The organism is Streptosporangium amethystogenes subsp. fukuiense (assembly GCF_042665875.1).
GTDB classification, from domain to species: Bacteria; Actinomycetota; Actinomycetes; order Streptosporangiales; family Streptosporangiaceae; genus Streptosporangium; species Streptosporangium fukuiense.
Genome location: NZ_JBHTEE010000001.1, coordinates 4,504,344 through 4,529,747 on the forward strand (window position 1 = coordinate 4,504,344; position 25,404 = coordinate 4,529,747).

21 protein-coding genes and 2 pseudogenes are annotated in these 25,404 nt (G+C 68.7%); 14 read left to right on the forward strand and 9 right to left on the reverse strand.

What is annotated here, in order from left to right:
- The first annotated feature begins 327 nt into the window (after positions 1 to 327).
- Genes ACFQVD_RS19110 through ACFQVD_RS19125 form a run of 4 tightly spaced genes read left to right on the forward strand, consistent with a single transcriptional unit; the run spans position 328 to position 6,474 of the window.
- Positions 328 to 1,338: a ketoacyl-ACP synthase III family protein gene (locus ACFQVD_RS19110; RefSeq protein WP_343964453.1), complete on the forward strand. Its 1,011-nt coding sequence runs from the start codon at positions 328 to 330 to the stop codon at positions 1,336 to 1,338.
- On the forward strand, positions 1,335 to 1,586 hold the full coding sequence (locus ACFQVD_RS19115; RefSeq protein ID WP_343964451.1) for a phosphopantetheine-binding protein: 252 nt from the start codon (positions 1,335 to 1,337) through the stop codon (positions 1,584 to 1,586). Before ACFQVD_RS19110 ends, ACFQVD_RS19115 begins: the two co-directional genes overlap by 4 nt.
- 19 nt (positions 1,587 to 1,605) lie before the next feature.
- Positions 1,606 to 2,649, forward strand: coding sequence for a ketoacyl-ACP synthase III family protein (locus ACFQVD_RS19120; RefSeq protein ID WP_343964449.1), 1,044 nt, complete (start codon positions 1,606 to 1,608; stop codon positions 2,647 to 2,649).
- A 21-nt stretch (positions 2,650 to 2,670) separates the two neighbouring features.
- Positions 2,671 to 6,474, forward strand: coding sequence for a type I polyketide synthase (locus ACFQVD_RS19125; RefSeq protein WP_386368586.1), 3,804 nt, complete (start codon positions 2,671 to 2,673; stop codon positions 6,472 to 6,474).
- Positions 6,475 to 6,715: 241 nt separating this feature from the next.
- On the opposite strand, the gene ACFQVD_RS19130 is transcribed toward ACFQVD_RS19125, so the two are convergent.
- A complete protein-coding gene (locus tag ACFQVD_RS19130) occupies positions 6,716 to 7,090 on the reverse strand; it encodes a hypothetical protein (RefSeq protein WP_343964445.1) in 375 nt (124 codons plus the stop codon).
- Between the two features lie 299 nt (positions 7,091 to 7,389).
- Here ACFQVD_RS19130 and ACFQVD_RS19135 point away from each other — a divergent pair, with 299 nt between their 5' ends.
- Together ACFQVD_RS19135 and ACFQVD_RS19140 are read left to right on the forward strand one after the other, a co-directional pair.
- Positions 7,390 to 7,905, forward strand: coding sequence for a DUF4240 domain-containing protein (locus ACFQVD_RS19135; RefSeq protein WP_343964443.1), 516 nt, complete (start codon positions 7,390 to 7,392; stop codon positions 7,903 to 7,905).
- Positions 7,906 to 8,119: 214 nt separating this feature from the next.
- On the forward strand, positions 8,120 to 9,031 hold the full coding sequence (locus tag ACFQVD_RS19140) for a helix-turn-helix domain-containing protein (RefSeq protein ID WP_343964441.1): 912 nt from the start codon (positions 8,120 to 8,122) through the stop codon (positions 9,029 to 9,031).
- Positions 9,032 to 9,154: 123 nt separating this feature from the next.
- On the opposite strand, the gene ACFQVD_RS19145 is transcribed toward ACFQVD_RS19140, so the two are convergent.
- Positions 9,155 to 9,829, reverse strand: a complete 675-nt coding sequence (locus tag ACFQVD_RS19145) for a TetR/AcrR family transcriptional regulator (protein WP_343964439.1) — start codon at positions 9,827 to 9,829, stop codon at positions 9,155 to 9,157.
- 107 nt (positions 9,830 to 9,936) lie between these two features.
- Here ACFQVD_RS19145 and ACFQVD_RS19150 point away from each other — a divergent pair, with 107 nt between their 5' ends.
- The 3 genes from ACFQVD_RS19150 to ACFQVD_RS19160 all read left to right on the forward strand — a co-directional run bounded on the left by ACFQVD_RS19150 (position 9,937) and on the right by ACFQVD_RS19160 (position 14,532).
- Complete coding sequence (locus ACFQVD_RS19150; RefSeq protein ID WP_343964437.1) at positions 9,937 to 10,869, forward strand: NADP-dependent oxidoreductase; 933 nt, start codon at positions 9,937 to 9,939, stop codon at positions 10,867 to 10,869.
- Positions 10,870 to 11,254: 385 nt separating this feature from the next.
- Positions 11,255 to 12,004, forward strand: coding sequence for a TetR/AcrR family transcriptional regulator (locus ACFQVD_RS19155; protein WP_343964435.1), 750 nt, complete (start codon positions 11,255 to 11,257; stop codon positions 12,002 to 12,004).
- On the forward strand, positions 12,001 to 14,532 hold the full coding sequence (locus tag ACFQVD_RS19160; protein ID WP_343964433.1) for a PEP/pyruvate-binding domain-containing protein: 2,532 nt from the start codon (positions 12,001 to 12,003) through the stop codon (positions 14,530 to 14,532). Before ACFQVD_RS19155 ends, ACFQVD_RS19160 begins: the two co-directional genes overlap by 4 nt.
- 126 nt (positions 14,533 to 14,658) lie before the next feature.
- On the opposite strand, the gene ACFQVD_RS19165 is transcribed toward ACFQVD_RS19160, so the two are convergent.
- On the reverse strand, positions 14,659 to 15,540 hold the full coding sequence (locus tag ACFQVD_RS19165) for an NAD(P)-dependent oxidoreductase (protein ID WP_343964431.1): 882 nt from the start codon (positions 15,538 to 15,540) through the stop codon (positions 14,659 to 14,661).
- A gap of 96 nt (positions 15,541 to 15,636) precedes the next feature.
- Here ACFQVD_RS19165 and ACFQVD_RS19170 point away from each other — a divergent pair, with 96 nt between their 5' ends.
- Entirely contained in the window at positions 15,637 to 15,993 is a 357-nt protein-coding gene (locus ACFQVD_RS19170) for a winged helix-turn-helix transcriptional regulator (RefSeq protein WP_343964429.1), read from the forward strand.
- A 25-nt stretch (positions 15,994 to 16,018) separates the two neighbouring features.
- Here ACFQVD_RS19170 and ACFQVD_RS19175 read toward each other — a convergent pair whose 3' ends face one another.
- On the reverse strand, positions 16,019 to 17,029 hold the full coding sequence (locus tag ACFQVD_RS19175) for a GNAT family N-acetyltransferase (RefSeq protein WP_343964427.1): 1,011 nt from the start codon (positions 17,027 to 17,029) through the stop codon (positions 16,019 to 16,021).
- Positions 17,030 to 17,230: 201 nt separating this feature from the next.
- Between ACFQVD_RS19175 and ACFQVD_RS19180 the strand changes: the two genes are divergently transcribed.
- Both ACFQVD_RS19180 and ACFQVD_RS19185 read left to right on the forward strand, forming a co-directional pair.
- Positions 17,231 to 17,749 (forward strand): O-acetyl-ADP-ribose deacetylase, encoded by a 519-nt coding sequence (locus ACFQVD_RS19180; protein WP_343964425.1) that lies wholly within the window; start codon positions 17,231 to 17,233, stop codon positions 17,747 to 17,749.
- A gap of 91 nt (positions 17,750 to 17,840) precedes the next feature.
- Positions 17,841 to 18,056, forward strand: a complete 216-nt coding sequence (locus ACFQVD_RS19185) for a hypothetical protein (protein WP_343964423.1) — start codon at positions 17,841 to 17,843, stop codon at positions 18,054 to 18,056.
- Between the two features lie 554 nt (positions 18,057 to 18,610).
- Here ACFQVD_RS19185 and ACFQVD_RS19190 read toward each other — a convergent pair.
- The 3 genes from ACFQVD_RS19190 to ACFQVD_RS19200 form a co-directional block, all read right to left on the reverse strand.
- Positions 18,611 to 19,174, reverse strand: coding sequence for a hypothetical protein (locus ACFQVD_RS19190; RefSeq protein ID WP_343964421.1), 564 nt, complete (start codon positions 19,172 to 19,174; stop codon positions 18,611 to 18,613).
- Between the two features lie 332 nt (positions 19,175 to 19,506).
- Entirely contained in the window at positions 19,507 to 19,812 is a 306-nt protein-coding gene (locus ACFQVD_RS19195) for a hypothetical protein (RefSeq protein WP_343964419.1), read from the reverse strand.
- 2 nt (positions 19,813 to 19,814) lie between these two features.
- The gene (locus ACFQVD_RS19200; RefSeq protein WP_343964417.1) at positions 19,815 to 20,231 is read right to left on the reverse strand and encodes a hypothetical protein; all 417 of its coding nucleotides are present in this window, start codon (positions 20,229 to 20,231) and stop codon (positions 19,815 to 19,817) included.
- Between the two features lie 146 nt (positions 20,232 to 20,377).
- Between ACFQVD_RS19200 and ACFQVD_RS19205 the strand changes: the two genes are divergently transcribed.
- A complete protein-coding gene (locus tag ACFQVD_RS19205; protein WP_343964415.1) occupies positions 20,378 to 21,520 on the forward strand; it encodes a helix-turn-helix transcriptional regulator in 1,143 nt (380 codons plus the stop codon).
- A 93-nt stretch (positions 21,521 to 21,613) separates the two neighbouring features.
- On the opposite strand, the pseudogene ACFQVD_RS19210 reads toward ACFQVD_RS19205, so the two are convergent.
- Positions 21,614 to 21,790, reverse strand: a pseudogene (locus tag ACFQVD_RS19210) (replication initiator); the annotation flags it as partial.
- 73 nt (positions 21,791 to 21,863) lie between these two features.
- A pseudogene (locus ACFQVD_RS19215) lies at positions 21,864 to 22,058 on the reverse strand (replication initiator); the annotation flags it as partial.
- A gap of 420 nt (positions 22,059 to 22,478) precedes the next feature.
- Between ACFQVD_RS19215 and ACFQVD_RS19220 the strand changes: the two are divergent.
- A complete protein-coding gene (locus ACFQVD_RS19220; protein ID WP_343964411.1) occupies positions 22,479 to 25,136 on the forward strand; it encodes an ABC transporter substrate-binding protein in 2,658 nt (885 codons plus the stop codon).
- Positions 25,137 to 25,404 lie beyond the last annotated feature (268 nt).

Below are 25,404 nucleotides of genomic sequence, written 5' to 3' on the forward strand. Positions count from 1 at the left end.
CATTCGGGAAAACGCGGCGTGGAGCGGAAAGGCGCATTTCCAGAATTAAACACGCTCCGTCGAATCCCGGTCACGGAATGTCGCGGACCGGGACGCCGGCGTTCATATTGCTTTATCCGACGGTCCGCCCCTAGTCTTGCCCCGGACGGCTCGCCGGCCTATTTCCTGTTGTTTTCATTGGCCGGCCGGGGGCCGCTTGATATCCCGGACCCAAAATAAATCGGATAAGCCGCCTTCCGCTGCCTGAAGGCCGTTGTCCGGGATCGTCTATGAGTTAGGAAACGTGTGCGTACATCCAATATGTTCGTCAGGAGTCTCGGCGTCTATGTGCCTGAGAGTGTGAGCGTCGAGCAGGCGGTTCGCGAGGGCTGGTACCCGGGCGAGGAGGCCGAGAAGTTCCAGCAGATCGGCGCGGCGGTGGCCGGCGACATGCCCGCGCCCGAGATGGCGCGTCTCGCGGTCCTGGACGCGTACGACCGCTGGGGGGAGTCCTCCCCGCGCGATCTCGACCTTCTGCTCTACCCGTCGGTCTGGCACCAGGGCCCGAACGGCTGGCAGCCCCAGCACTACCTGCAAATGCACCTCCTCGGCGGGAACGTGCCGGCGTTCGAGATCCGGAGCGGCTGCGTAGGGATGATCAGCTCGCTCGAACTGGCGGCGAGCTACCTGCAGGCCGACGCGGACCGGGAGACGGCCATGGTCGTCTCCTCGGACAACCACGGCACCCCGCTGGTGGACCGCTGGCGGATGACCCCCGGGGCGCTGATCGGCGACGCCGCGGCCGCGCTCATCCTCGGCAAGGGGTACGGCATGGCCGAGCTCCTGTCGGTGAACGTGACGGTGATCCCGGAGGCCGACGCGGTCAACGACGGCGCCTACCCCCTGTTCCCCCCGGACGCCACCATCGGCAGAGGGCTGAGTTTCGGAGACCGGCACGAGGAGTTCCGTCAGCGGCTGCTCAAGGCGCAGGGAACCGGTATTCATCTGACGATCCAAAAAACGATGATGCAACAGGTCGAACAGACCCTGGACGAGGCCGGGATCGGACTTTCCGACATCACCCGGGTGGCGTTGCCGCACGGCCGCCGTGAGGACCTGGACGGGCAGATGTCCTGGCTGGGCATCGACGAGGATCAGACGACCTGGGACTACGGAAGGCGCGTGGGTCACTGCGGCGCGGTGGACCAGTTCATCGCCTTCGAGCATCTGATCGCGACCGGCGGGCTCGTGGCCGGCGATCATCTGCTCATGGTCGGGTTCGGCTCCGGGACGTCCGTCGCCGCGGCGGCGTTCAGGGTCCTGGCCACCTCTCCCGTCACGAGCGGGGCACGCGCATGACCGAGCTCACGCGAAGGCTGGTCGACTTCATCCAGGAGAACCTCGTCCTGGACGGCGACGACATCAAGGTCGACGAGACGACCCCGCTCCTGCTGTCGGGTCTCCTGGACTCCCTGCGGACGGCGCGGCTGCTGAACTTCCTCCGGAGGGACATCGGCATCCCGATCCCCGCCGCGAAGCTCGACCCCGAGAACTTCCGGGACGTCGTGACCATCGTGGCGATGGTCAGAGAACTCGAATCCGTTTAGCCGGGGCAAGGGCAGAGTCATGCAGTTGGCGGACACGTACATCAGCGGAGTGGGAGCCTTCCTCCCCCGGACCGTCGTCAGCGTCGAGAAAGCCGTCGCCAAAGGCTGGTACCCGGCCGAAGAGGCCGAGCTGCACAACCTGGCCGGGGCGGCGGTGGCCGGTGACGTACCGGCTCCGGAGATGGCCCTGCACGCGGCGCGGAGCGCGCTCAAGCGCAGCGGTCGGGCGCCGGCCGACCTGGATCTTCTCCTGTACGCCTCGACGTGGCACCAGGGACCGGACGGCTGGCCTCCGCACTCCTACCTGCAGCGTCACCTCGTCGGCGGGGACGTCCTGGCCACCGAGATCCGGCAGGGCTGCAACGGGATGTTCATCGCCCTGGAACTGGCGGCCGGCTACCTGGGCGCCGCTCCCGGCCGGCAGGCCGCCTTGCTGGTCTCCGCCGACAATTACGGCACCCCGCTGATGGACCGGTGGCGGATGGGCCCCGGCTACATCGGCGGGGACGCAGCCGGCGCGCTCGTGCTCACCAAGGAGCGGGGTTTCGCGCGCCTGACGTCGGTCTGCACGACGACGGTGGTGGAAGCCGAGGAACTGCACCGGGGCAGCGAACCCCTGTTCCCCCCGGGCGTCACGGTCGGGCGCCGGATGAGCTTCGCGGCCAGGAACGAGCAGTTCCGGCAGCAGGTCATGCCCAAGGGCGAGGCCACCGCGGCGCTGTTCAAGATCCAGCGGGCGTTGCTGGAGGTCATCGAGCGCGTGCTGGCCGAGAGCGGGATCGAGGCCCGCGATCTCGCCCGGGTGGCGTTCATGAACTACTCCGAGGAGATCGTCGAACAGCGGTGCATGGCCGCGCTCGACCTGCCCATGTCCCGCTCGACCTGGGACTACGGCCGCACCATCGGCCACTGCGGGGCCGGCGACCAGGTCCTCTCCCTCGACCACCTGCTCATGACCGGGCAGCTGGGTCCCGGCGACCACATGCTGATGCTCGGCACCGGGCCGGGGGTGACCGTCTCCGGCGCCGTGATCAAGATCATCGAAAATCCTCAATGGGTCTGAACCGAAGGGAAACGAAAGCAGATGGTCGACAGCCCGCGCGGAGTCCGGGCGGAACCGGTGGCGGTGGTCGGGATCGGATTCCGCCTTCCCGGCGACGTCCGCTCACCGGACGAGTTCTGGGACCTGCTGTGCGCCGGCCGGAACACGACCCGGCCGCTGCCCGCCGAACGCTGGCGCCGGTATGAGAACCGGAGCCCCGAATACGCCGCCGCGCTGCGCGACGCCGTGCGTCACGGCAGCTTCCTGAGCGACATCGAGGGCTTCGACGCGGAGTTCTTCGGCCTGTCGCCCCGCGAGGCCGAGCTGATGGACCCGCAGCAGCGGATCCTGATGGAGACCGTGTGGGAGGCCCTGGAGAACGCCGGCCTGCCGCCGCACCGGCTGGCCGGCACCGACGCCGGGGCGTTCATCGGGGTCTGCACGGCCGACTACGGCGGCCGCCTGTTGGAGGACCTGCCCCAGATCGAGGCGTGGACCGGGATCGGCGCCGCGACCTGCGCCGTCGCCAACCGCATCTCCTACTCCCTGGACCTGCGCGGACCCAGCATGGCGATCGACACCGCCTGCTCGGCGTCGCTGGTCGCGCTGCACCTGGCCGCGCAGAGCCTGCGGCTCGGCGAGAGCGACATCGCCCTCGCCGGCGGCGTCAACCTGCTGGTCACCCCGGGCCAGACCCTCACGCTCGGCACAGCCGGAGCCCTGGCCCCCGACGGGCGGTCCAAGTCGTTCGACGCGTCGGCCGACGGCTACGGGCGCGGCGAGGGCTGCGGCGTGGTCGTGCTCAAGCGGCTGTCCGACGCGCAGCGCGACGGCGACCGGATCCTCGCGCTCGTCATCGGCAGCGCCGTGAACCAGGACGGGCACACCAACGGCATCATGGCGCCGTGCGGGGAGGCTCAGGAACACGTGATGACCCGGGCCTGCCGGCAGGCGGGCGTCGCGCCGTCCACCGTCGACTACATCGAGGCGCACGGCACCGGGACCCGGCTTGGCGACCCGCTCGAAGCGGGGGCGCTCTCCTCCGTGTACGGCACGCGGCGGTCCCCCGGCGACCCGTGCCTCATCGGCTCGGTCAAGTCCAACATCGGTCACCTCGAAGGCGCCGCCGGCATCGCCGGCGTCATCAAGGCGGTGCTCGCCCTCGACCGCGGTGAGATCCCCCCGAGCGTGCTGACCACCCTGAACCCGGCCATCCCGTGGGAGACCTCGGGCCTTCGCGTGGTGACCGAACGATCAGCCTGGCCGGAGCGCGACCACCCCCGCCGGGCGGGCGTCTCCAGCTTCGGGTACGGCGGCACGGTCGCGCACATCGTGCTGGAGCAGGCTCCTTCAGCCCGGGAGGCGCCCCGGGGTGAGGGGACCGGAGAGCTGTTCCCGCTGTCTGCCGCGTCGGAGCAGGCTCTGCGACAGTACGCGGGCAGGCTCGCCGATCACCTCGGCAACGGGCTCGACCTGGCGTCGGCGGGGCACACGCTGGCGCTCCGGCGCACCCATCTGGCCCGTCGTGCCGTCGTGATCGGGGCGGACAGGGACGAGCTGGCGGCCGGCCTGCGCAGGCTCGCGGAGGACGTGCCGGCCGAGGCCGTCCTCACCGGTGACGTGCTGCCCGAGCTCGGCCCCGGGCCGGTCTGGGTCTTCTCCGGTCAGGGCTGCCAGTGGCGCGGGATGGGGCGGGAGCTGCTCGCCGTGCCGGAGTTCGCGTCCCTGGTCGACGAGGTGGAGCCGATCTTCGCCGAGGAGATCGGCTTCTCTCCCCGGCAGGTTCTGGCCGACGGTGACCTCGACACCATCGACCGCGTGCAAACCATGATCTTCGTGATGCAGCTGGGCCTCGCCAGGCTCTGGAACGCGTACGGGGTCGCTCCGAAGGCCGTCATCGGTCACTCCGTCGGCGAGATCGCGGCGGCCGTGACGGCCGGCGCGATGACCGTCGCCGACGGCGCCCGCCTGATCTGCCGCCGCTCCCGGCTGCTGCGCCAGGCCGAGGGCAAGGGGGCCATGGTGATGGTCGACCTGTCCTTCGAGGAGGCGGCGGAGAGGCTGGCCGGCCGTACCGACCTGGTGGCCGCGATCTCGTCGGCACCCGGCTCCACCGTGCTGTCCGGCGACGTCGCCGCGGTCGAGGCGGTGCTGAACGAGTGGCCGGCCGAGGGCATCGTGGTGCGGCGGGTGGCGTCGGATGTCGCCTTCCACAGCCCGCACATGGAGCCTCTGGCCGTCGAACTGGCCGCCGCCACCGCCGATCTCTCGTTCGGGGCGCCTCGCGTCCCCATGTACACGACCGCGCTGACGGACCCCCGGTCGACGCCCGTCCTGGACGGCGCGTACTGGGCGGCGAACCTCCGGGACCCGGTGCGGCTGACCGCGGCGACGACGGCCGCGGCGCAGGACGGCTACCGCGTGTTCCTGGAGATCTCCCCTCACCCCGTGGTCGCGCACTCGGTGACCGAGACGCTCTCGGAGAACGGGTTCGAGGACGTGTTCGTCGGCACGTCGCTGCGCCGGAACCAGCCGGAGCCGCAGACCTTCCTCGTCGCGCTGGGCACGGCGCACTGTCACGGCGTCGATGTGGACTGGAGCCGGCTGCAGCCGTCCGGCGGCCTGGCCGAGCTGCCGCCGTACGCCTGGCAGCACCGCCGCCACTGGCGCGAATCGTACATTGAGGACGACAACCGAGGGCACGACGTGCACTCCCACACCCTGCTCGGAGCCGGGACCAGCCTCGCGGGCAGCCGGACCCGGGTGTGGCGGACCAGTTTGGAGGACGCCAACCGGCCCTACCCGGGCAGCCACACCCTCAACGGGGTCGAGATCGTGCCCGCCGCCGTGCTGGTCAACACGTTCCTGCACGCGGTCGAGGACGAGGACGTCACGCTCACCGACGTGGAGATGATGCATCCGCTGATGACCGCGGAGCGCAGGCAGATCCAGGTCGTGCACGAGCCTCCGGTGGTACGGCTCGCGGCCCGTACACCGGCCGGCCCCGACGAGCCCGAACCCGCCTGGCTGGTGCACGTCACCGCGGACGTGGCCGCTCCGGGCCAGGTGAAACCAGACGTGCTGCCGGACGCCGGTGCTCTCACCCCGATCGACCCCGGGTTCGTGCACAGGCGGCTGGCCACCGTCGGCGTGCCCTCGACGGGCTTCGACTGGAGGATTGAGACGCTGCTGAGCGGAGACGGCGTGCTGCGGGCCACGGTCCGCACCGGGGAACCGGGGAGCTGGGCGCCGGCACTGGACGCGACGATGTCCGTGGCGCCCTGCGTGTTCCCCGGCGATCCGGTGCTGCGCATGGTCGTGCACATCGACGAGATGGTGCTGATCGGCACGCCACCCTCGACAGTGATCATCGACGCGGCCGTCGACCCGGACGCCGACGACACCGTTCGGGCGCTCCTGGCCGACGTGGACGGCCGGGTGGTGGGACACCTCACGGGACTCCGCTATCCGGTGATCGACGCGCCCGCCCCGGCCGAGGAGGATCTCCGGGGGCCCGCGGAGGCGTTCGCCGGCCTGACGCCCGAGGACCTGCGCGAGCGCGTCCTGCCCGAGGTCCGCGCGGAGATCGCGGCCGTGATGAGGCTGGCCGCTGAGGACCTGGCGCCCCGGCGTCCCCTTGTCGAGCAGGGGCTGGACTCGGTGATGACCGTCATGGTCCGGCGGCGCCTGGAGAAGCGCTTCGGCTGCCGTCTCCCCGCGACCCTGCTGTGGCAGCAGCCGACCATCTCCGCGATCGCGGACCACCTGGTGGGGCTTCTCACGGCCCCGAGGCCTGAGGCGGCGGCGGAGACCGTTCCCGAGAGCATGCCCGCGATCGGGGGCTGAGGCCGTCGGCCGGGTGGCCCGAGGGGGCGATCCCCTCGGGCCACCCGGCTGTCGCGTTCGGCTGTCGCTCCCGGCTGGATTCGGCCGCACCACCCGCCGCGTCCCAGCCGTTCGGCCCCGTCGTTCCCGTCCACGACCCATAGCTCGATCTTGCGATGTCCCTGTTCGGCGGCCCGCTCAAGGACCTCCTCGCCTGCTGATCACCGTCATGGGCCGGCCCCCGCCGTGCGCAGGACGGGCCTCAGCACCAGTCCGCGGTGCCGCTCACGTGTGTCGCGTTGTCGTTGGAGATCCACCCCTTGGTCTGGGTGCCCTTTACCCGGCCGTAGTTCCAGACCTTCCCGGAATCCGGGTTCAACACGAAACACCAGACGTAGAAGATGGTGCCTTCGCTGAGAAGAGTGATGTTCCCGCAGACCGAGCCGATGCCGTTCTTGAGGTTGTAGTCGCCCTTCATCCTCAGGACCTGGTCCGAGTTGTTCTGGACCGAGTTCTGATGACACTCCGCCGCCTGGGCGGACGCGGACAAGACGCCGGTGACAACCCCCAAGCCGGCCATCACGATCGCCGAGGCCAGGACCGCCGCCGTCTTCTGCTTGATCCGCTGTACGCGCATGCACGACTCCTTCATCACGACCGGTGACACGGGAACAACCGCCGACCCCCAGGGACACGATCGCCTCGAAAATCCGGCATGACCGTTGAATCCGCACCCCGACGGTAAGTGACTGCGTACTTCAGGGCGTCAACCAACGGGATCGATCTCCTACCGCGTCCGGTGTAATCGGCACTACAACCAGCGCGGCAGGAGAGTCGGTGACCGGCGAGCCGCCCGGACGGCGGCTGACTGTCGGTGCCTTCTGGTTGGGTGAGCGGCACAGATCGCAGGGTTGGTCATGAGAGGCGGCGACGGGCATGAAGGACGAGGCAGGTTTCTGGGACCTGGTGGAGGCGGCCTGGGCACCGCTGGGGGTGGACGTCAACCAGGCGCGACGTGAGCTGGCGCATCGGACGCCCGCCCCCGGCGAGGACCCTTACGACAATCCGCCGTTCACTGTGGTCGACACCGCTCTGAAGGAGTTCCTGAGCAATCTCGGCTCCCTCAGCGAGGGGTTGTCGGCGGACGAACTGACGGACCTCGACCGGGTGGTCGAGGCCAAGCTCCATGACATCGACCGCGCGGACGTCCACGCGGTCACCGACGGCTCCGACGACGGTTTCCTCTACGCGCGCGGCTTCATCGTCGCGCTGGGCCGCGACTTCTACGCCGCGGTGGCCGAGGATCCGAAGAAGGCGGTGCCGGACGCCGAGTGCGAGAGGATGTGCTATTTCTTCGCCCACCTGCACCACGAGCGCTACGGCACTTTCCCGGACACCGGATCGGGAATCTCCCGCGAGTCATGCTCGAACCCGGTCGGCTGGCCCAGCTGACTTGCCACCCGTGGGGCTCGCGTACGACACAGAGCTCAGAAAAACCGGGGGTCGTGGAGCTGAGGGTGCGGGCACGAAGCGCTTTTCCCAGCTGACGTACGGGCGGGGGAAGCCCGGTGGCCGTCAGAGGTTCGCGGCGCCCGCCGGCCGTTGCCCCGAGGAAGCACATAATTCGGTTTGACTCTCCAGCGACTGGAGGGTCGATGCTGCTGTGATGAACGACCGCGACCGACTGCTCACCATCGGACAGCTGGCCGACCGCACGGGCCTGTCGGTGCGTACGATCCGCTTCTGGTCCGATATCGACGTCATCCCGCCGACGCGCCGGTCGGCGGGCGGCTTCCGCCTGTACGACATGGAGGCGGTGGCCCGGCTCGACCTGGTGCGGACGCTACGCGAACTGGGGCTGGACCTCGACACCGTCCAGCAGGTCCTTACCAGGCAGTGCACGGTGGCCGACGTCGCGCGGGCGCACATGCGGGCGCTGGACACCCAGATCCGCTCCCTCCGGCTGCGCCGGGCAGTGCTGCGGTCGATCGCCCAGCAGGAGAGCACGACCGAGGAGATGATGCTCATGCACAAGTTGATCCGCCTGTCCGCTCAGGAACGGCAGCGAATGATCGACGACTTCGTCGACCGCACGTTCGACGGCATCGACCCGCAGGCGCCAGGGGCCCAGATCGCGGCCTCGATGCGCCAGATCCCGGCGGAGCTGCCGGACGAACCCACCCCGGAGCAGGTGGAGGCCTGGCTGGAACTCGCCGAACTCATCGGTGACGCCGGCTTCCAGGAGCGCGTGCGCCAGATGGCGGTGGCCGGCGCCGCACCCGGCGAAGAGTCCGGGCCGCAGCCGTACGATCCCGCTCTGGTCCTTGAGCACGCCGGGAGAGCGGTGGCCGCCGGCATCAGCCCCGAGTCGGCCGAGGGGAGGGCGATCCTGGATCGGATCGTGGATCCGGAGCTGCCCGCCGAAGACCGTATCCGGGTGGCCGACCAGGTGGAGACGTTCACCGACCGCCGGGTGGAGCGATACTGGCAGCTCGTGGGTGTGCTCAACGGCAGGCCGCCGTTTCCGCCCAGGGTCCCTGACTTCGAATGGTTCATCACCGCGCTGCGCGTGTTCTGATCCGACCCCGGCTTCAGCCGGGCCGCCCCAAGCCGTCCCACTCCCCCGAGCGGTCGGCGCCGACCTGCTCCTCGTATTTCATGGTCTTCGCGCCGACGGCCTGTTGACGAGGAGCCGGACCTTTCACACCGTCGGCGGGTTCACCAGGTGATGCGGTCCGAGGGCGACGGACGGTGGAAGGGGGGCGGGCGGGTCGGCCGGGTGGGCGTGGAGGGACTGGAGCAGCAGGGCCACCAGCCGGCGGGACGCGGCCAGCGTCGCCTCGGGGGACTCCGCGCTGACGCCTCCGTTGGCCATGATCAGGAGCTTGAGATCGTCGTACGCGAAGTCGGCGCGTAGCCGCCCGCTCTCCTTCGCGCGCCGCGTCAGTTCGGCGAAGCCGCGTACGTTGTGGTCGAGTTCCCGCTCGAAGCCGATCGCGCCGGGGAACGCCGAGAGGAACACCGCGGTGAAACCCCTGTCGACGGCCTGCATGGTGCACGCCTTCTCGATGACCGTGCAGAATCCGTGCCACGGGTCGGGGTCCGCGAGGGCGTCGTCGACGGCCGACGCGCACTCCGCTATCTGCTCGGCGAACACCTCGGTGATCAGCGATTCCTTCGTGGGGAAGCGGCGGTAGAGCGTCGCGACCCCGACGTCGGCACGCCGGGCGATCTCGCGCATCGTCACGTCGAGTCCGAGTGCGGCGAAGGTCTCGCGGGCCGCCTCGACGATCCGGTTGCGATTGTGCAGCGCATCGGTGCGCAGCCCCTGCGATTCGGCGGTGTCGCTCGGCATCCGAGAGGCGTTGGCGATCATGTCTCTCACTTTAGCGCAAGTGGACGGGGTGTTCCGATTTCATGTTAAGGTCCGAGACAAACGGAACACCCCGTCCGCTTTTGCTTCCATCCGGGAGAGGCACCGACATGTTCGCTCTTCAGTTCTCCCAGTACGGCTCCCCTGACGTGCTCACCGTCGCCGATGCCGAGGAGCCGCACGCCGGTCCCGGCGAGATCCGCATCACCGTCCGGGCCGCCGGCGTCACCCCCTCCGACTGGAAACTGCGCTCTGGCATGCTCCACCGGTTACTGCCCCTCGACCTGCCGCACATCCCCGGCGTGGACGCCGCGGGCATCGTCGACGAAATCGGGGACGGCGTCACCGGTGTCGCGGTCGGCGACGCCGTCTTCGGGCTGGTCGACGTCGCCGGCCACGGCGGCGCGGCGGCCGAGTTCGCCGTGCTCACCGTGTGGGCGGCCAAGCCGGACGCGCTGAGCTGGGAACAGGCCGGCGGCGCGGCGGCCGATGTCGAGACGGCCACCCGAGTCCTGAACGCCCTGGGCGTCACAGCGGGCACGATACTGCTGATCGAGGGCGCCGCCGGAGGCACCGGCACGGTCACCACACAGCTCGCGGTCGCCCGAGGGGCCACCGTGATCGGCACCGCCGGTCAACACAACCACGAGTTCCTCGCCGGCCTCGGTGCGACGCCCACCACCTACGGCCCCGGCCTCGTCGAGCGGGTCACCGCCCTGGCACCCGACGGTGTCGACGCGGTGCTCGACACCGCGGGCTCGGGTTCACTGCCCGATCTCGTCACCATCGCCGGTGACGCGAACCGGGTCGTGTCCATCGCCGACCCGAACGCGCACGAACACGGCGTACGGCTCTCCCTCGGCCCCGGCAACAGCGAACACGAGCTCGGCTACGCCGGGCTGGCCGTGGCGGCCGCCCTCGCCACCGAGGGCCGGTTCACCGTGCCACTGCACGCGGTCCTCCCCCTCAAGGACGGCGCGAAGGCCCACGAACTGAGCGCCACCGGTCACGCCCACGGAAAGATCGTCCTGTCCGTACCGTGACCTCTGCGGCCCGCCCCCACGCCCATCAGGGCAGATACCGGCGTCTGACGGTGAACTGGTCCGGACACAGCGACGCCATCACACTCAGGTTCACCTGACCGGCGAAGGGTCGCCGCACTGCGCGTATTCCTGGTCCGACCCCGGCCTCAGCCGGGCCCCGGAGAAGGAAGGGCTCCGTCCCCTCGAACTGACGCCACCGCACCTCGTCACACTCCGGTTCCCGCCCGAGCAAAAGGTCATCTCGCGTTCGAGCCGGTCAGGGGCTCGGCAGCGGGGGCGTCGGTTCGGGGTGGCGGGCGTGCTCGCCCGCCACCCCGACGATGTGCTATCAATTAAATGACCAGATAAGCCCATAGGGTCAAGTTTTTGGGAAATGGTAGGGGTCGTGGAGTCACGGACCAGAAGAGTGGGGCGGCCGCCGCAGGACGCCTCGCAGCGGCTCGCGCGGGCGCACCACATCCTGGACATCGCCGGTGACCTCGTCCTGCGCTGGGGATACGACAAGACCACCGTCGAGGACATCGCCCGGCGGGCCGGGGTCGCCAAGGGCACGATCTACCTGCACTGGAAGACCCGCGAGGAGCTGTTCGCCGCGCTGCTGCGCCGTGAGCGGGTCGAGATGATCACCGAGGTGCGCAGGCGGATCGGCGAAGGCCCCGCCACCCTCCGAGAGCTGCTCAGGCTGCTCGCCTCCGGGATCCTGGGCAGGCCCCTGATCCGGGCGAGTGTCCTGGGCGACTCGGAGGTGCTGGGCAGGCTCACCCGCCAGAAGCGGGACCGTACGGCGGGCGCCGAACTGGACGCCGGCTTCCAGGGCTACTTCGGCACGCTGCTCGAACACGGCGCCCTGCGCAGCGACCTGACGCCCGCCGAGCAGGTGACCACGCTCGTCTCCATCCTGTACGGGTTCCTGAGCGTCCCGTCGATGATGCCGGCCGGGTACCGGCCGGCCGACGAGCGCCTGGCGGAGCTGATCGCCGACGCCGGCGGCAGAGCGCTGGAGCCCGGCGGCCCGATCCCGCCCGCCGACGCCCGCGCGGTGGCGCGGGCCACCCTGGAGTACGTCGACGCCGCCGTGGAGGCCGCGCAGCGGAAACTGCGCGTCTCCCTTGGCTCTGAGGAGAGTACGCCTTGAAGACCCTCCCCCTTGACGACGAAGCGGCCCGCCTCGCCCTGGCGGGCGGCAAGGGGGCCTCGCTGGCCCGGCTGGCCCGCGCGGGCCTGCCGGTTCCCGGAGGCTTCCACGTCACCACCGACGCCTACCTCGACTTCGTCTCACGCGACGGCCTGAACGACCAGATCATGGCGGCCGTCTCGGGCACGCCCCCCGAGGAGGCGTCCCGGCACATCGCGGCGCTGTTCGCCGCCCGGGAGATGCCCGCGGAGACCGCCGCCGAGATCCGCGCGGCCCACGCGAGACTCGGCGCGAACGTGCCGGTCGCCGTGCGCTCGTCGGCCACCGCCGAAGATCTTCCCGACATGTCGTTCGCCGGTCAGCAGGACACCTACCTCAACGTCCGCGCCGACGCCCTGCTGGACGCGGTCCGTCGCTGCTGGGCCTCGCTGTGGACCGCGCGCGCCATCGCCTACCGGACGGCGAACGGCGTACCGCACGACGGTGTGGCGCTGGCCGTGGTGGTGCAGGAGCTGGTGGAGGCCGACGCGGCGGGCGTCCTGTTCACCGCGAACCCGGTCACCGGCGCACGCGACCAGGTTGTGATCAACGCCTCCTGGGGGCTGGGCGAGGCCGTCGTGGGCGGGCAGGTGACGCCCGACACCGTCGTCGTCCGCAGGGCGGCCGGGGACGGCGGGGAGATCGTCGAGGAGCACGTCGGCGACAAGACCGTCATGACGGTCCGCACGCCCGGCGGCACGCGTGAGGAACCCGTGCCCGAGGAGCTGCGCCGCCGCCGCGTGCTCGACCGCGAGCAGGTCCTGCGGCTCGCCCGGCTCGCGACGGAGATCGAGGAGCTGTACGGGACGGCCATGGACGTGGAGTGGGCCAGGCGCGACGGGGTGTTCCTCGTCCTGCAGGCCCGCCCGATCACCCGGCTCAGGCAGCCGGTCGAGGAGTGGAACGACAGCCTGGCCGGTGACTACCTGTGGACCGGCGCCAACCTCGGCGAGGCCATCCCCGACGTGATGACGCCGTGTACCTGGTCGCTGGTGCAGATCTTCATCGGCGAGGCGATGTCGGCCTCGAAGATGCCCGGTTTCAACGTGGTCGGCAACATCGGCGGCCGCTTCTACATGAACCTGAGCATCGCGTTCTCGGTGGCGCGGGCCCTGGGCATGCGGAGCAGGCTCGGCGCGATCGAGCAGGTCTTCGGCAAGCTGCCGCCCGGCCTGGACGTGCCGCTGCTGCCGGCCTCACGCTGGCGGATCGTCAAGGGCGTGCTGCCGCTCGCCTTCACCCTGCGCAGGCGGGTGGCGGTCAACACCGAGAGGATGCGCCCCTTCCTGGCCACGGCGCGGGAGCGCTGCACGGCGCTGCGCGGGCGGGTCGCCGCCGCCGCGACCACCGACGAGCTGGCCCGGCTCTGGGAGGCCGAGCTGCTGCCGTACTTCGTGGAGTCCTGCCAGGTCCTGGAGGCCGCCGGGCGCCAGGGTGGCAACGCCCTGGTGATGACCCGCGACAGGCTGCGCGAACTGGTGGGCGAGCGGGACGCCGAGGCCATGCTCACCGGCGCCAACGTCGACGGGGAACTGGCCAGTCTCGGCACGATCGTCGGCCTGGAGAGGCTCGCCGCCGAAGAGATCGACCGGGAGACGTTCGCCGAGGTCTACGGGCACCGGGGCGCGCACGAGTTCGAGGTCTCGACCGCCCGTCCCGGCGAGGACCCGGGGTGGATCGACGCGCAGCTCGCGGCCATGCCGGAAACGCGGGGACACGCCGGCACGCTGCTCGACCGGCAGCGGGAGGCGCGCGAGGCGGCCTGGAAGCGCTTCGGAGAGCGCCACCCCGACAAGGTGGCGAGGACGCGAGAGCGGGTGGCACGGTGGAACGCGATCGTCCGCGACCGGGAGACGGCCCGCTCGGAGGTGGTGCGCGCCTTCTGGGCGCTGCGCGCCTTCGTCCTGCGGGCCGGGGAGCTCACCGGCCACGGTGACGACCTGTTCTTCCTGCGGATCGAGGAGATCCTCGCCGTGCTGCGCCGCGACGCGTCCCCCCTGGAGAAGGTGGCGGTCCGGCGGGCGACGTACCAGCGGTACGCCGCGCTGCCCGCCTACCCCACGCTGATCGTCGGCCGCTTCGATCCGGAGCGCTGGGCCGCCGACCCCGGTCGGCGCGGCGACATCTTCGACGCCCGAGGGGACGGCGCCCCGGTGAGCGAGACGGTGACCGGCTTCCCCGGTGCGCCCGGCATCGTCGAGGGGGTCGTCCGCGTCATCTCCGGTCCCGAGGACGGTGACCGGCTCGCCCCGGGCGAGATCCTCGTGACGACGCTGACCAACATCGGCTGGACACCGATGTTCCCCCGTGCCGCCGCGGTCGTGACCGACATGGGCGCGCCCCTGTCGCACGCCTCGATCGTCGCCCGCGAGCTCGGCATCCCGGCCGTGGTCGGCACCGGCAACGCGACCATGCGCCTGCGCGACGGCGACCGGATCCGGGTCGACGGCGAGCGCGGCACGGTCGAACTGCTGGCACCGCCCCCGTGATCTCCGGAGTCGCCGGCGCCGCCTGCTCCGTGGCCGAGCGGGTGTTCCAGCTGGTCCGCCCCGTGCTTCGCCGGACACGCCCGGCCCCGTGGAGGTCGTCTCCCCGTCGCGGGGAGGCGAAGCACCTCAGCGAGTGAGCAGGTCGATCACGCCTGTGGTGCCCTCATCACCGTGGCCGCCGGCGAGGCGGCGTTCCATCAAGGCCGTGAACGGGGTCAGTAGCTCGGCGCTGACCCCCTGCTCCTCGGCCGTGCGCAGCAGCGTCGAGTTGCCCTCGACCATCATCGCGAGGTTGGAGACCACGCCTCTGGTGTAGTCGCCGCTCTCCAGGTGGCCGGCGATCTCGTACGCGGAGGGGGCCATGGCGGTGAGCCAATCGACCAGCAAAGGGGCGAAGTCCTTCGGTGCGATGTCCTCCTTGCGGATCAGTGCGAAGGCGTGCGAGATGCCGGCGAACATCCCGGTCATCGCGCTCAGCAACGCCACGTCGTGGAGGGCGGCGAAGCCGGGATCCTCACCGACGTACACGGTGCCGGCCGGGATGGCCAGTGCGCTGTGGCGGGCATCGAAGAGGGCACGGGATCCGCTGTAGAAGACATAGCCGCCGGATTCCGGCGCGCCGATCATCGGCGGGACCGCCATGATCCCACCGTCCAGGAAGCGGGCGCCACGCCTCTCGGCCCACTCGGCGCGAGCGCGGGCCTGGGCGGGGGTGCCGGTGGTGAGGTTGACCAGGTCCTTGCCCGTCAGATCGGCGTCGGCCAGGGCCTCGCCGACCGAGGCGTCGTCGAGCAGGCAGATGACCACGAGATCGCTCGCGGTCACCGCCTCGGCGACCGTTACGGCGACCGTCGCGCCCTCGGCGGCGAGCGGCTCGGCCCGGCTGGAGGTACGGTTCCAGACGGTCAGCGGATGCCCGGCGGCGAGCCAGGCACGGGCGAGCGCGGTGCCCATGGCGCCGAGCCCGAGGAGAGTGAGCCGGGACTTCTCAGAGGTGTTGTCGTTCATGCAGGTCAGACTTGCCGCACGCGCCGAATCGATCAAGTACGCACTTTGAGGTGCGTGGTTACTCTGGGGTGAGTGAGCAGGCGGGAGAGGTGAACCATGGTGGTCGCGCGGAGGCCGGGGGCGTACGTGTGTGGGATCGACGCGGCGATGGACGTGATCGGCGGCAAGTGGAAGGTGCTGATCCTCTGGGCGCTCGACGAACGGGCCTGCCGCTTCGGTGAGCTGCGCAGGCTGGTGCCGGGGGTGACCGAGAAGGTGCTCGCCTCCCATCTGCGGGAGTTGGAGGCGGACGGCATCGTGCACCGCGAGGTGTACGACGAGGTGCCGCCCCGCGTCGAATACTCGCTGACCTCGCTTGGCGTCTCGCTCAACGGGGCGCTGGCGCCGCTCGGCGCATGGGGACGGGAGCACATACTCGACAATGTGGAGGACCCTCAGCACGTCCCGCACTAGGCGGCGTCTGTTCCGCCCTCGCCCCTCAGGTGCCGTGATGGACCTGAGGCCGGGCGGCGAGCATGCGGACCATCAGCCGTTCGTGGAGGCCGGGGTCGTTGGTGTGCGGCTCGGACTCGCCGGTGGCCTCGAAACCCAGGCGCCGGTACAGCCGGTCAGCCCCGTCGTTGCCGTCCACCACCCACAGCTGGATCCTCCGATGTCCGTGCTCGGCGGCCCACGCGACGACCTCCTCGACGAGCAGGGCACCGATCCCGGCGCCCCGCGCGGCCGGATCGACCCACATGCCGTACACCTCGACCGCCCCACCCCGGCCTTCGGGCACCCAGCCGCCGACGACCCCGGCCACCCGGCCGTCAACGACCGCGACCGCCTTCACCCCGCGCTCCGGCAGCATCCCGGCACGCCACCGTGCCTCGTCGTACGCCTGTTCCCGCCCGAGCGAGGAGGAGAAGGCCTCCGGTGCGTCCGCCAGTGCCGCGAGCCGGACATCACGGAACGTCCTCCAGTCCTCGGTCGTCAGACGACGAACCTCGGCCGGCCCCGTCTGGAATCCATCTCGGCGCCCGGTCAGGGCCAGCTCGCCGACGACCTGATCGCCGCTCTTCTCACCGGTCGGGCGAAAGCCGAGCCGGAGGTAGAAGCGCTCGGGCCCGCGCTCTCCCGGAGCCCAGGTCACCGTCACGCGGTTCTGTCCACGTCCGCGGACCTCCTCGCACACGGACTCCACCGCGAAGCGGCCATATCCCCGCCCCTGCTGGTCGGCGGCGATGTTCAGCCGCCAGATTCCGCAGCGGGGCGTGTCATCCGGGTCGTCCGGGTTGAAACGGACCATGAAGAAGCCCATGACGAAGCCCACCAGCTGCTCACCGTCGAAGATCAGTCGAGGCCAGGCGACCTCAGGTCGCGCGTACGCCTCGGCGAGTGACCACGCGACCGGGTCCACGAACTCCTCCTGGTCGGGGCGCACCTTCAGCCGGCACGCTGCCTCGACATTGTCCGCGGTGACCTTCTCCAGGCGAAGCGACGAAGACATGCTGACAACCTACAGATCGTCTCCGAGAACTCAACGGGATAAATGCCGCCCACCTGGCCAGACTCCCCGGACAGGCCCGCCATCCCGGCAACGTCGCGCCCCTGACCTCTCCTGGAATCACGAAGGCCGAGCAGTACCGAAACGACCGAGGAGTTCGGTTGTTTCGGCCGAGGTCGGAGTTCTTCCGGCAGACTCGACCTCATGGAGATCACGCTGGTCCGGGGGGACATCACCGCTCAGGATGTCGACGCCGTCGTCAACGCCGCCAACTCCTCGCTGCTGGGCGGCGGCGGAGTCGACGGGGCCATCCACCGGCGCGGTGGTCCCGCGATCCTGGCCGCCTGCCGCGACCTGCGGGCCTCGCACTACGGCAAGGGGCTGCCGACCGGCCAGGCGGTGGCCACCGTCGCGGGCGACCTGCCGGCCCGCTGGGTCATCCACACCGTCGGCCCCGTCTTCTCCGCCGCCGAGGACCGCTCGCACCTGCTGGTCTCCTGCTACCGCGAGTCCCTCCGGGTCGCCGACGAGCTGGGCGCGACCAGCGTCGCCTTTCCCGCGATATCCACCGGCGTCTACGGCTGGCCGATCGACGACGCCGCCCGCATCGCGCTCGGCACCGTACGCACCATTCCGGCTCAGGTCACCGACCTGCGGTTCGTCCTGTTCACCCCGGACGCCTACACCTCCTTCGAAAAGGCCCTCGCCGCCGCAGGATCTTGAGATGTGGGTCGCCGGGAGGCTGTGGTCAGGATGAAGAGCGACAGCTGGAACCGGGGGTAGAGGACGCAGGGCAGGGGCCGCTGAGGGCGCCGTGAACAGGGTTGCCCGACAGGTCGGCGGGGGTGGGCCAGCCCTGGCAGATCCCGGCGAGTACGACCAGGTGCTCGACACCGGTGTCCTGGTCGACGCGGTGCCCGACCGTTACCGGCACCTGACCGGCCTGGACCGGTACTTCGCGATGGCCCACGACGTCCAGGACGTCCCGGCACTGGAGATGATCAAGTGGTTTGACATCGGCTATCACTAGTTCACTCGCAAAGGCAACTATTCGCCAGGGAGCGGGCGGCGCAGCGGCTCGTTGAGCGATCGATCCTCTGAGCTGCCAGGACTTACAGGTAACCGGCCATGCAGGTCCCTGATTTGCATGATCAAGATCGATTCAGCAGGTCTATCCGCGAGGATTTTCATTACATGGTCAAGGCGCCAGCGCTCCGCGCCGCCGCACGGCGGGGCACGCCCGCCCGCGCCGCGCGGACATCGGGACCGGGCATGCGGCCTGGGGGCCGGTCCCGTCCCGCGCCCGCCCGGCGCGAACGGCCGGACCCCGCCGCCCACCGCACCGCCGGGTCGCCACACTCGACCATCGACCGCCGCAGTGGGATCGCACCGCCGCCCACGGATCGAGCTGCGACTGACCGGACCAACCGCTACGCGGCTCCCACGGAACGCTTCACATTGCGCCAGCTCTGGCGATCACGAACATCCAGCGCTTGAACTTACCGACATAGCTAGCCCTAAAAGCTCACAGGGCGCTCTGACCAGCCTCTAGCGGCTAGAAGGACAGGGCTTGCGCTGTCTGCATCATTCGCGGCAAAGTTCATATTCACCCGGGGCCCGTGTCGAAAAATTCAATCCCCACGCGGCATACAACGAGGTGGGTACGGGCGGCGCGCAGACCCGCGCGTTGTAGTCACCTCGGAAGCGCCACTCGCCGCGGCCCTCACGTGCCCAGAAGTGCAGTTCGCTCAGCGACGCGACCACGTAGTAGGTGTCGGTCTCCTCGCTTTCGCCGTAGACCACGCCGTAGTAGACAACTCCCCCGGTGGCCACCCTGGCAGACTTTGCGGAGGGGCCAGCGGCGGTGCGGCTCGCGGTGGCCAACTTGTCGCGGGTGGCTTGGCTTATCTTGAGCGGCCACGCCCTCCCGGCGGCCAGGCGCTTCTCAGGTTCTTCCTCATCTTCATCCGCGTTATCGTCCAGGATCTCTGTCACCGCACCCGTATTCGCGACCGAAGTCGGTGGCGAGGACAGGGGATCCACAACCCTCGATGACGCGCCGACTCCAAACAGCACCGCCATGGTTGCGCCTACGAGGGCGAGCAACATTCCTGTGAGCACCACCACGCCTGCCAGCGATCTATGCATGTGTAATTTGTAGCATCGCAGGATTTACACGCCTAAAAGATCATTCGTCCGGCTCCTATCCAAAGACGATCGAATGGGTTGAGCCCTGACGATCGCCGACTCCGGATCCCATCGACGAGAGTCGGGGCGATCGACTGCCGCGCCCCTCCTTCGTCGGGGCTTGCCACCGGGTGACCATGGCGACGTGAACAGCAACTACTAATTCCCCGTCTTGCCTCACCCCATCGGCCGCCCACGTTCAACGGTCCCGGATATGCAGCTGCCCAGGCTGATCAGGATTCATCCCAGGTCAGCTTGGAAGTTGCGCCCGCTGCGACCACCGGCCCCAACCGCTACGCGGCCCCTTTGGGGTGCTTCGCATTGGCGCCGGCCGTCTCCGCTCCCGCGCATGGTTCGCAGGAGTTGACGTCAGCGGTTTTCACTGTGCGCTTTTGTGACTGTCGGAGCTGTAGGCGGGTCATCGCATCATCGACCAGGCGGCCGAGGTTTCCCAGTTCGTAAACCATCCGGTGACGTTCGCCGTCCTCCCAAGCCCTGATGGCCGCCCCGAGGTCACCCGACTTCCCAGCAGTGATGATGACCTCTTGGCCGTTGACTCGCTTCGTGGCCGCATCGCCCAGGATGACCCAGCCGTACACGATCACGTCCCACGAGCGGCCAGGATCAGGTCAACCACCTTTTCCGGCTGTTCCTGCCCGACAGCCTGAAGATCAGGACCGTTGCGGATGGACACCAGGTAGCAGCCCGAGCGAGAGCCCACGGTCACCGTGGCATCGCGCCAGCCCTGAGGACCGATCACCGCCAGTTCGGGCGGATGCCGCTTCATCCATGTCCGGGAGTCAGGCCGGTTAGGCCAGGTGGGGAGGTCCAGGTGGCTGCCGTAGAGCCCGAGGCTGATCGTGTTGTGGCGGTGGGAACGGATGCCCCGCTCGGTGAGAAGCCGTTGCACGACGGCCAAAGCCTCGTCCTGGCTTTCCGCTGTGGCGTCGGTGATCGTCTCGCCGTACTCATCGCCACGCTGGTTTTCGTTCTGCCCCTCTGTTTCGGCTTTCGTCACTCTCATAACACCCGGCTTTCCTCTCACAGGCGTGCGCTCTTTGGGAGCCTCATGGTTCAGACCTGTTTTTGAGAGCACCAGCGGGGGCATCGCTTACAGCGATAGGAGCACTAGGGAAAGATCGCTCACAACGATACGCTCATTCGGTGGATGTGCGGAATTTCCCAGAAGCCCTTAAAGCGATCATGGAGCAAAGAGGATGGACCCAGACCGATCTCGCCCGTGAACTGGGCGTTTCCCAGGCATGGGTCTCCGAGGTGTCCCGAGGTCAGAAGGACACCGGCATGGCCAAGGCCGTCAGCCTACTGGCACGCGTAGGCCGGGAAATACGCATATCACCCAAAGTGGAGGAGTCTGTGGAACGCAGGGAATTTCTGGCAGCTGCCGCATCCGTTATCTTCGTTCCCTCTACCGGCGCGAATTCCTACCAGGACGCCAACTATGTGAATGCGTTGGCCACGTCACTTGCTCGCAGCCGGTATGAGCTTGGCGGAATTCCGCTTATGTCGCGTGCGTCAAGCCACATGCAGCACGTCGATCGGGTATTGAAAAACGTCAACGAGCGGTCCCTGCAAAAAGCGGTTTCCGAGCTTATGTACCAGGTCACCCTCGTTCTGTATGACGCCGGGAAGCTGGCCCAAGCCGACCGGACCGGCGGAATCGCGCTTGACCTCGCACTGCGAGCCCAGGACTTCAAGAGCCAGGCCCGCGCGTACGACAGCCTGAGCCGGGTCAGTCTCTACCGAGGCGATCACGCCCGAGGAGTCACCTACGCTCAGCGAGGACTACAGGTCCCGGACATCACCAGCAGTCAGCAAGCCTCCTTGAACATGAGGCTTGGGCGTTCTCTGGCGCTCATACCCGAGCAGGGAGCAGCGTCCCGAGACGCGCTTAATCGCGCGCTCAACGTCGGTGGGCTTTCCCCCTTCGGGGAAGCCGCCTTGTCGGGCGATGTCGGTATAGGACTGAGCCACCTTCGTGAATACCAGGAAGCCGGAACGCTGCTCAACGAAGCGGCCAGCACGATCGGGCAGTGGTCGCCGCTCTTTAGGGCTCAATATCTGGGACGGCAGATCCAAACGGCTCTAAGAGCCTCCGACCCGTCTTTCGCAGCCGACCGAATGAACGAGCTGGCTCGATCACTCCCGTTCATCGCTTCGGCCAGAGTCAACAAACGGGTCCACGAAATACTCCGAGCATCCCTCAAATGGAACGCCACCCCGGAGATACGGCAGGCGCGCGAACACCTGCAATCCATGCTTTCTCCCGAAGCGCCGCCCTCCGCGTGACGGGATCACGTTGAAAGTCGAAGCAGATGATTCCGCCCGTTCACGAGCGGTCATGCAGGCAGTGGCGATGCGTTGCCGAGCCAGTTCGGCCCAGAAGGGTTCGCCGTTCCGGTGGCCGCTTCCGGCGTAACGCCACTCCGACAGGGTGAGCGTGTTCCCTTCGACGGGGTCGGGCAGGCCGAGGAGCATCCGGGCTTGCGCGGCGCGGTAGTCGGCACGGGTCCGGCGTCGGTCGCCGAGAGTCGTGGAGTAGTAGCGCGACTTCGTGGAAAAGCGGCCACGGGCAGCCCAGCATGTGAGCCCACTGCCGCAGCGGGAGCAGCCGGTATTGAGGCAGGCGGTTCAGGGCGAAGCAGGTGAAGATCATGCGCCGGGCGTGTTCGGTCACGGCCAGCCGGGCGACCTCTCCGGCGTCACGGATGCGACGGTCCACCGTTCCCGCGGATTCGGCCCTCTTGGTCGCGTACTTGGCAACGTACGACGCCACCCGCTGATCACTCACGCCGTCCAGGTCGGTGGAGAGGTAGACCGGCCGCACGTCGAGCTGATCCCCCCAGCGCAGCAGGACAGGCGGGGGTTCGTCCGGCGATTGATCGCGGGCTGGGTGCTGTTCGCCACCATCGCCATCTCCCGCGCCCTGGCCCGGCAGTGACCGCGAAAGGGACCGCCCCCTGTCAGCTCTCCATTGCCCAGGGGCGTCTGTCGCCGCAGGCCAGAAGCGTGATCACGGGTCACGTTGGGCCTTCGGATTCGGTACGACAGGACGTCGTGGTATGAGATACCACTTTCTAGGAAAAATACCCCAACTACTAGCATCACACGAAGCCGTAAATCTGCGGAGAAACTACATGTTGTTAGTTCAATTGAAAATTGACACCATTACCCGGGGGACTCAAGTACGGTTTGACTCGATCCATTGATATATCCCAAGGGACAGGTTTCATCAAAGGAGACGGATGTGGCGCTCCCGCTGGGGATCCACTACCTGATCGGCAAATTCGACGCCTTCGCGGGCCACCGGCCCGATAATCGGAGGCTGCCGGTGATCCTGCTCAGACGTGAGATCGAGGCCGACCCCGCGGACGACGCGGCCGTGCGGGCGATCGTCGACTACCAGGAGCGGCTCTGCGAGACCCGCGACGGCGCGAGGCGAGCCCTCGTCCCGTACGCCCTCATCGACGACACCCGCCTGCGGGACGCCGAGCCGCATATCGACCTACTCGACGACCTCGTCCACCAGTTGGCGCGCAATCTTCCCCGGGGAAACGGCGGTGAGCTCAAGCTGCCACGGTTCCACACCTGCCGGGCGGTACTGCGGACGTCGGCGGGGGACGGCACGATCGGCGCGAAGCGCGGTCAGCTCCGCGACGGCCTCTATCTGGAGCTCATCCGCCGGAGGAAATGGCTGGCGACCCTGGCACAACTGGCCGGGACCCTGGGCCAGGAGGGCCTGGTCGGCCTGGTCCGCACCGTCTTCAGCTTCTTCGTGTTCGGCTTACCCGCGTGGATCTACGGCCTCTGGCTCCGGGGCAGTCGTGGCCTGCGCTGGGTGGGGCCTCAGATACCCGGCGCCGGCGGGGACTTCCTGACGGCGGCCCTGGATCTCTCCGCCGAGGGCCGGTACCGGCAGGACCCGGTGCTGACCCAGCGGATCCTGGTGATGGCCCTGCTCCGTGATCTTGAGAGGGCCTCCCGGCCCTCGCGGCTGTGGATCTATCGCCTGCGGCGGCAGTGGTCGTTCGTGGTCCTGCTCCGCGAGGTCGGCGCCCCGGGCACCCCCGGCCGCCAATTCCTCGACACCTATGCCCACGTGGTCAGGGCCCAGGACTCCGCGCCCCTGATGATCCTGGGCGCCCTGACCGGCCCGGTGCCGTCCTACGCCGTTCCGGTCGGCTCCGACCCGCAGCACCCGTCCGCCGTCGCGGACCTGGTCGGCGATCTCTACCGGTCCGAGCCGCAGGGCCCGGTGACCGAGGGCGTCTACGTGGTGACGCTCTCGCCGGAGGACGACGACGGTGCGGCCGCGAACGCTCTGGCGCCTCCGTCCCGGGTCATGGTGCGGCCGAACAGCTTCGCGGACTACGTACGTCCGGCCCTGCTGCCGCTGGTGCTGGTGCTCGTCGCGGGAACGACCCTGTACTACCTCCGGCCTTGGCAGCAGAACTCGTGCGAGCGGGTGAAGACCGGCGAGATCGTGGGGGTCACCGACGGCCAGGAGTGCAGTCTCGCCGCTCCGGGCCGGGATGAGGAACTACGCGCGCTGGAGAAGATCGTCGATGAGCAGAACAGGCGCCTGGACCCCGACCTCCCCTACCGCTCCGTGGTCTTCTTCGCCCCGCTCAGCGCCAGAGCGGGCAACCTTCCCCCCAACGGCCTGCAGACCCTGCGCGGGGTGATCGCCGCACAGAACTGGTTGAACACGCAGAAGAAGCAGGCGGGCCTGCAGAGCCGGATGCAACTCAAGTTGCTCATCGCCAACCCCGGCGAACGTTTCGCGTACGGGGCACTGAGACCGGACAGTCCCGATGATCCGAACGTCGCCGCAAAGATCATCGGTCGTGCGGCCGAAGACCGGATCGTGGGCGTCGTCGGCATCACTCAGAGCCGCGAGGAGTCCCTCGCCGCGGTCAGGGAACTGGGCGCCGAGGACATCCCGGTGATAGCCAGTTCCGTCACCGGAAGCAACATGGTCGAAGACCACAAGTCACGCAACTACTTTCAGGTCTCTCCGCCGAACAGCCGGATCGCGCAGATCATGGTCGAGTTCTCCCGGCACTCCGACCAGATCCGGGTTCCCTCCCACACCTCGCAGAACGCCGACGGCTATCGGAAGGCCGTTGTCGTCTACGACCCCGCGGACGAATCCTTCAGTGTCGACCTCATGGAGAAATTCACGGAACAGTACGGTCCGGGCGCGGTCGAACACGTCGCCTACGACGAGAACGACCCCAAACAGCAGCCGGGCGATGTGGCCGCGAGAATCTGCCGGGCGGCGGAGAAGCCGCAGGGGCTGGTCGTCTACACGGGCCGGTCCGCGTTGATACCGAATCTGTTCGCCGCCCTGCAGAGGTCCAGCGAGTGCGAGACCGGGGGAATCGTCCCGCCGCTCAACATTCTGTCGGAGACCATGCCGAAGGACTTCATCGAGGAACCTCACATCCTGAAAAAGAACTACCCCTTCGTCAGGCTTTTCTACACGGGTTTCCTGGACTTGGAAACGACACCACTGCCCTTCTCCTCCCAAAAATTCATAGAAAATTTCGGCGATGTGTTCAATAAGTTGAAAATTACCCCGGACAGTGATGCCGCCGGTGGTTATGACGCGCTCAACGTCATGTCCGAGGCCGTCGACGCGGTTTATCTGGGGAGCCCGAAGACGGTCGAGTCCCATGAGGTGCAGGCCAGGCTCAACGACCCCGGCATCGAAGGACATCTGGGCGCGACCGGAACCCTCAACCTCGACAGCGGCAACAAGTACCCGCCGAACAGGCCCATCTACGTTCTCGAACCGCTGTCGGACGGCACGCAGCAGCAGAGGCTGGCGTGTGGCCTGCTCCCGAACGGGAAGAACCAGAAGATCTGGTTCACGGCCAACGAAGAGTTCGACTGCCCGTGAGCGAAGGCCCTGGATAGAGGATCATCCGCCTCCCCCGCCTCGGGCGGCCCCGTTTCCTCCGACAGCAAAACCGCCACCATCTGGATATTTCATATCAAGCAGACCCCGCCCGTCGGCGCCTCCGCCGACACCACCGTGCCGGGCATCCCGGGCACCCCTGCCGCGTCCAACGTGACCGCGAACACCCGTTACCAGGTGGGCCGCCCGAGTGGCCAGGCTGCTGAACGGCGAGCACTGGCGGCTGGTCGAGATGAACACCGGCCACTGG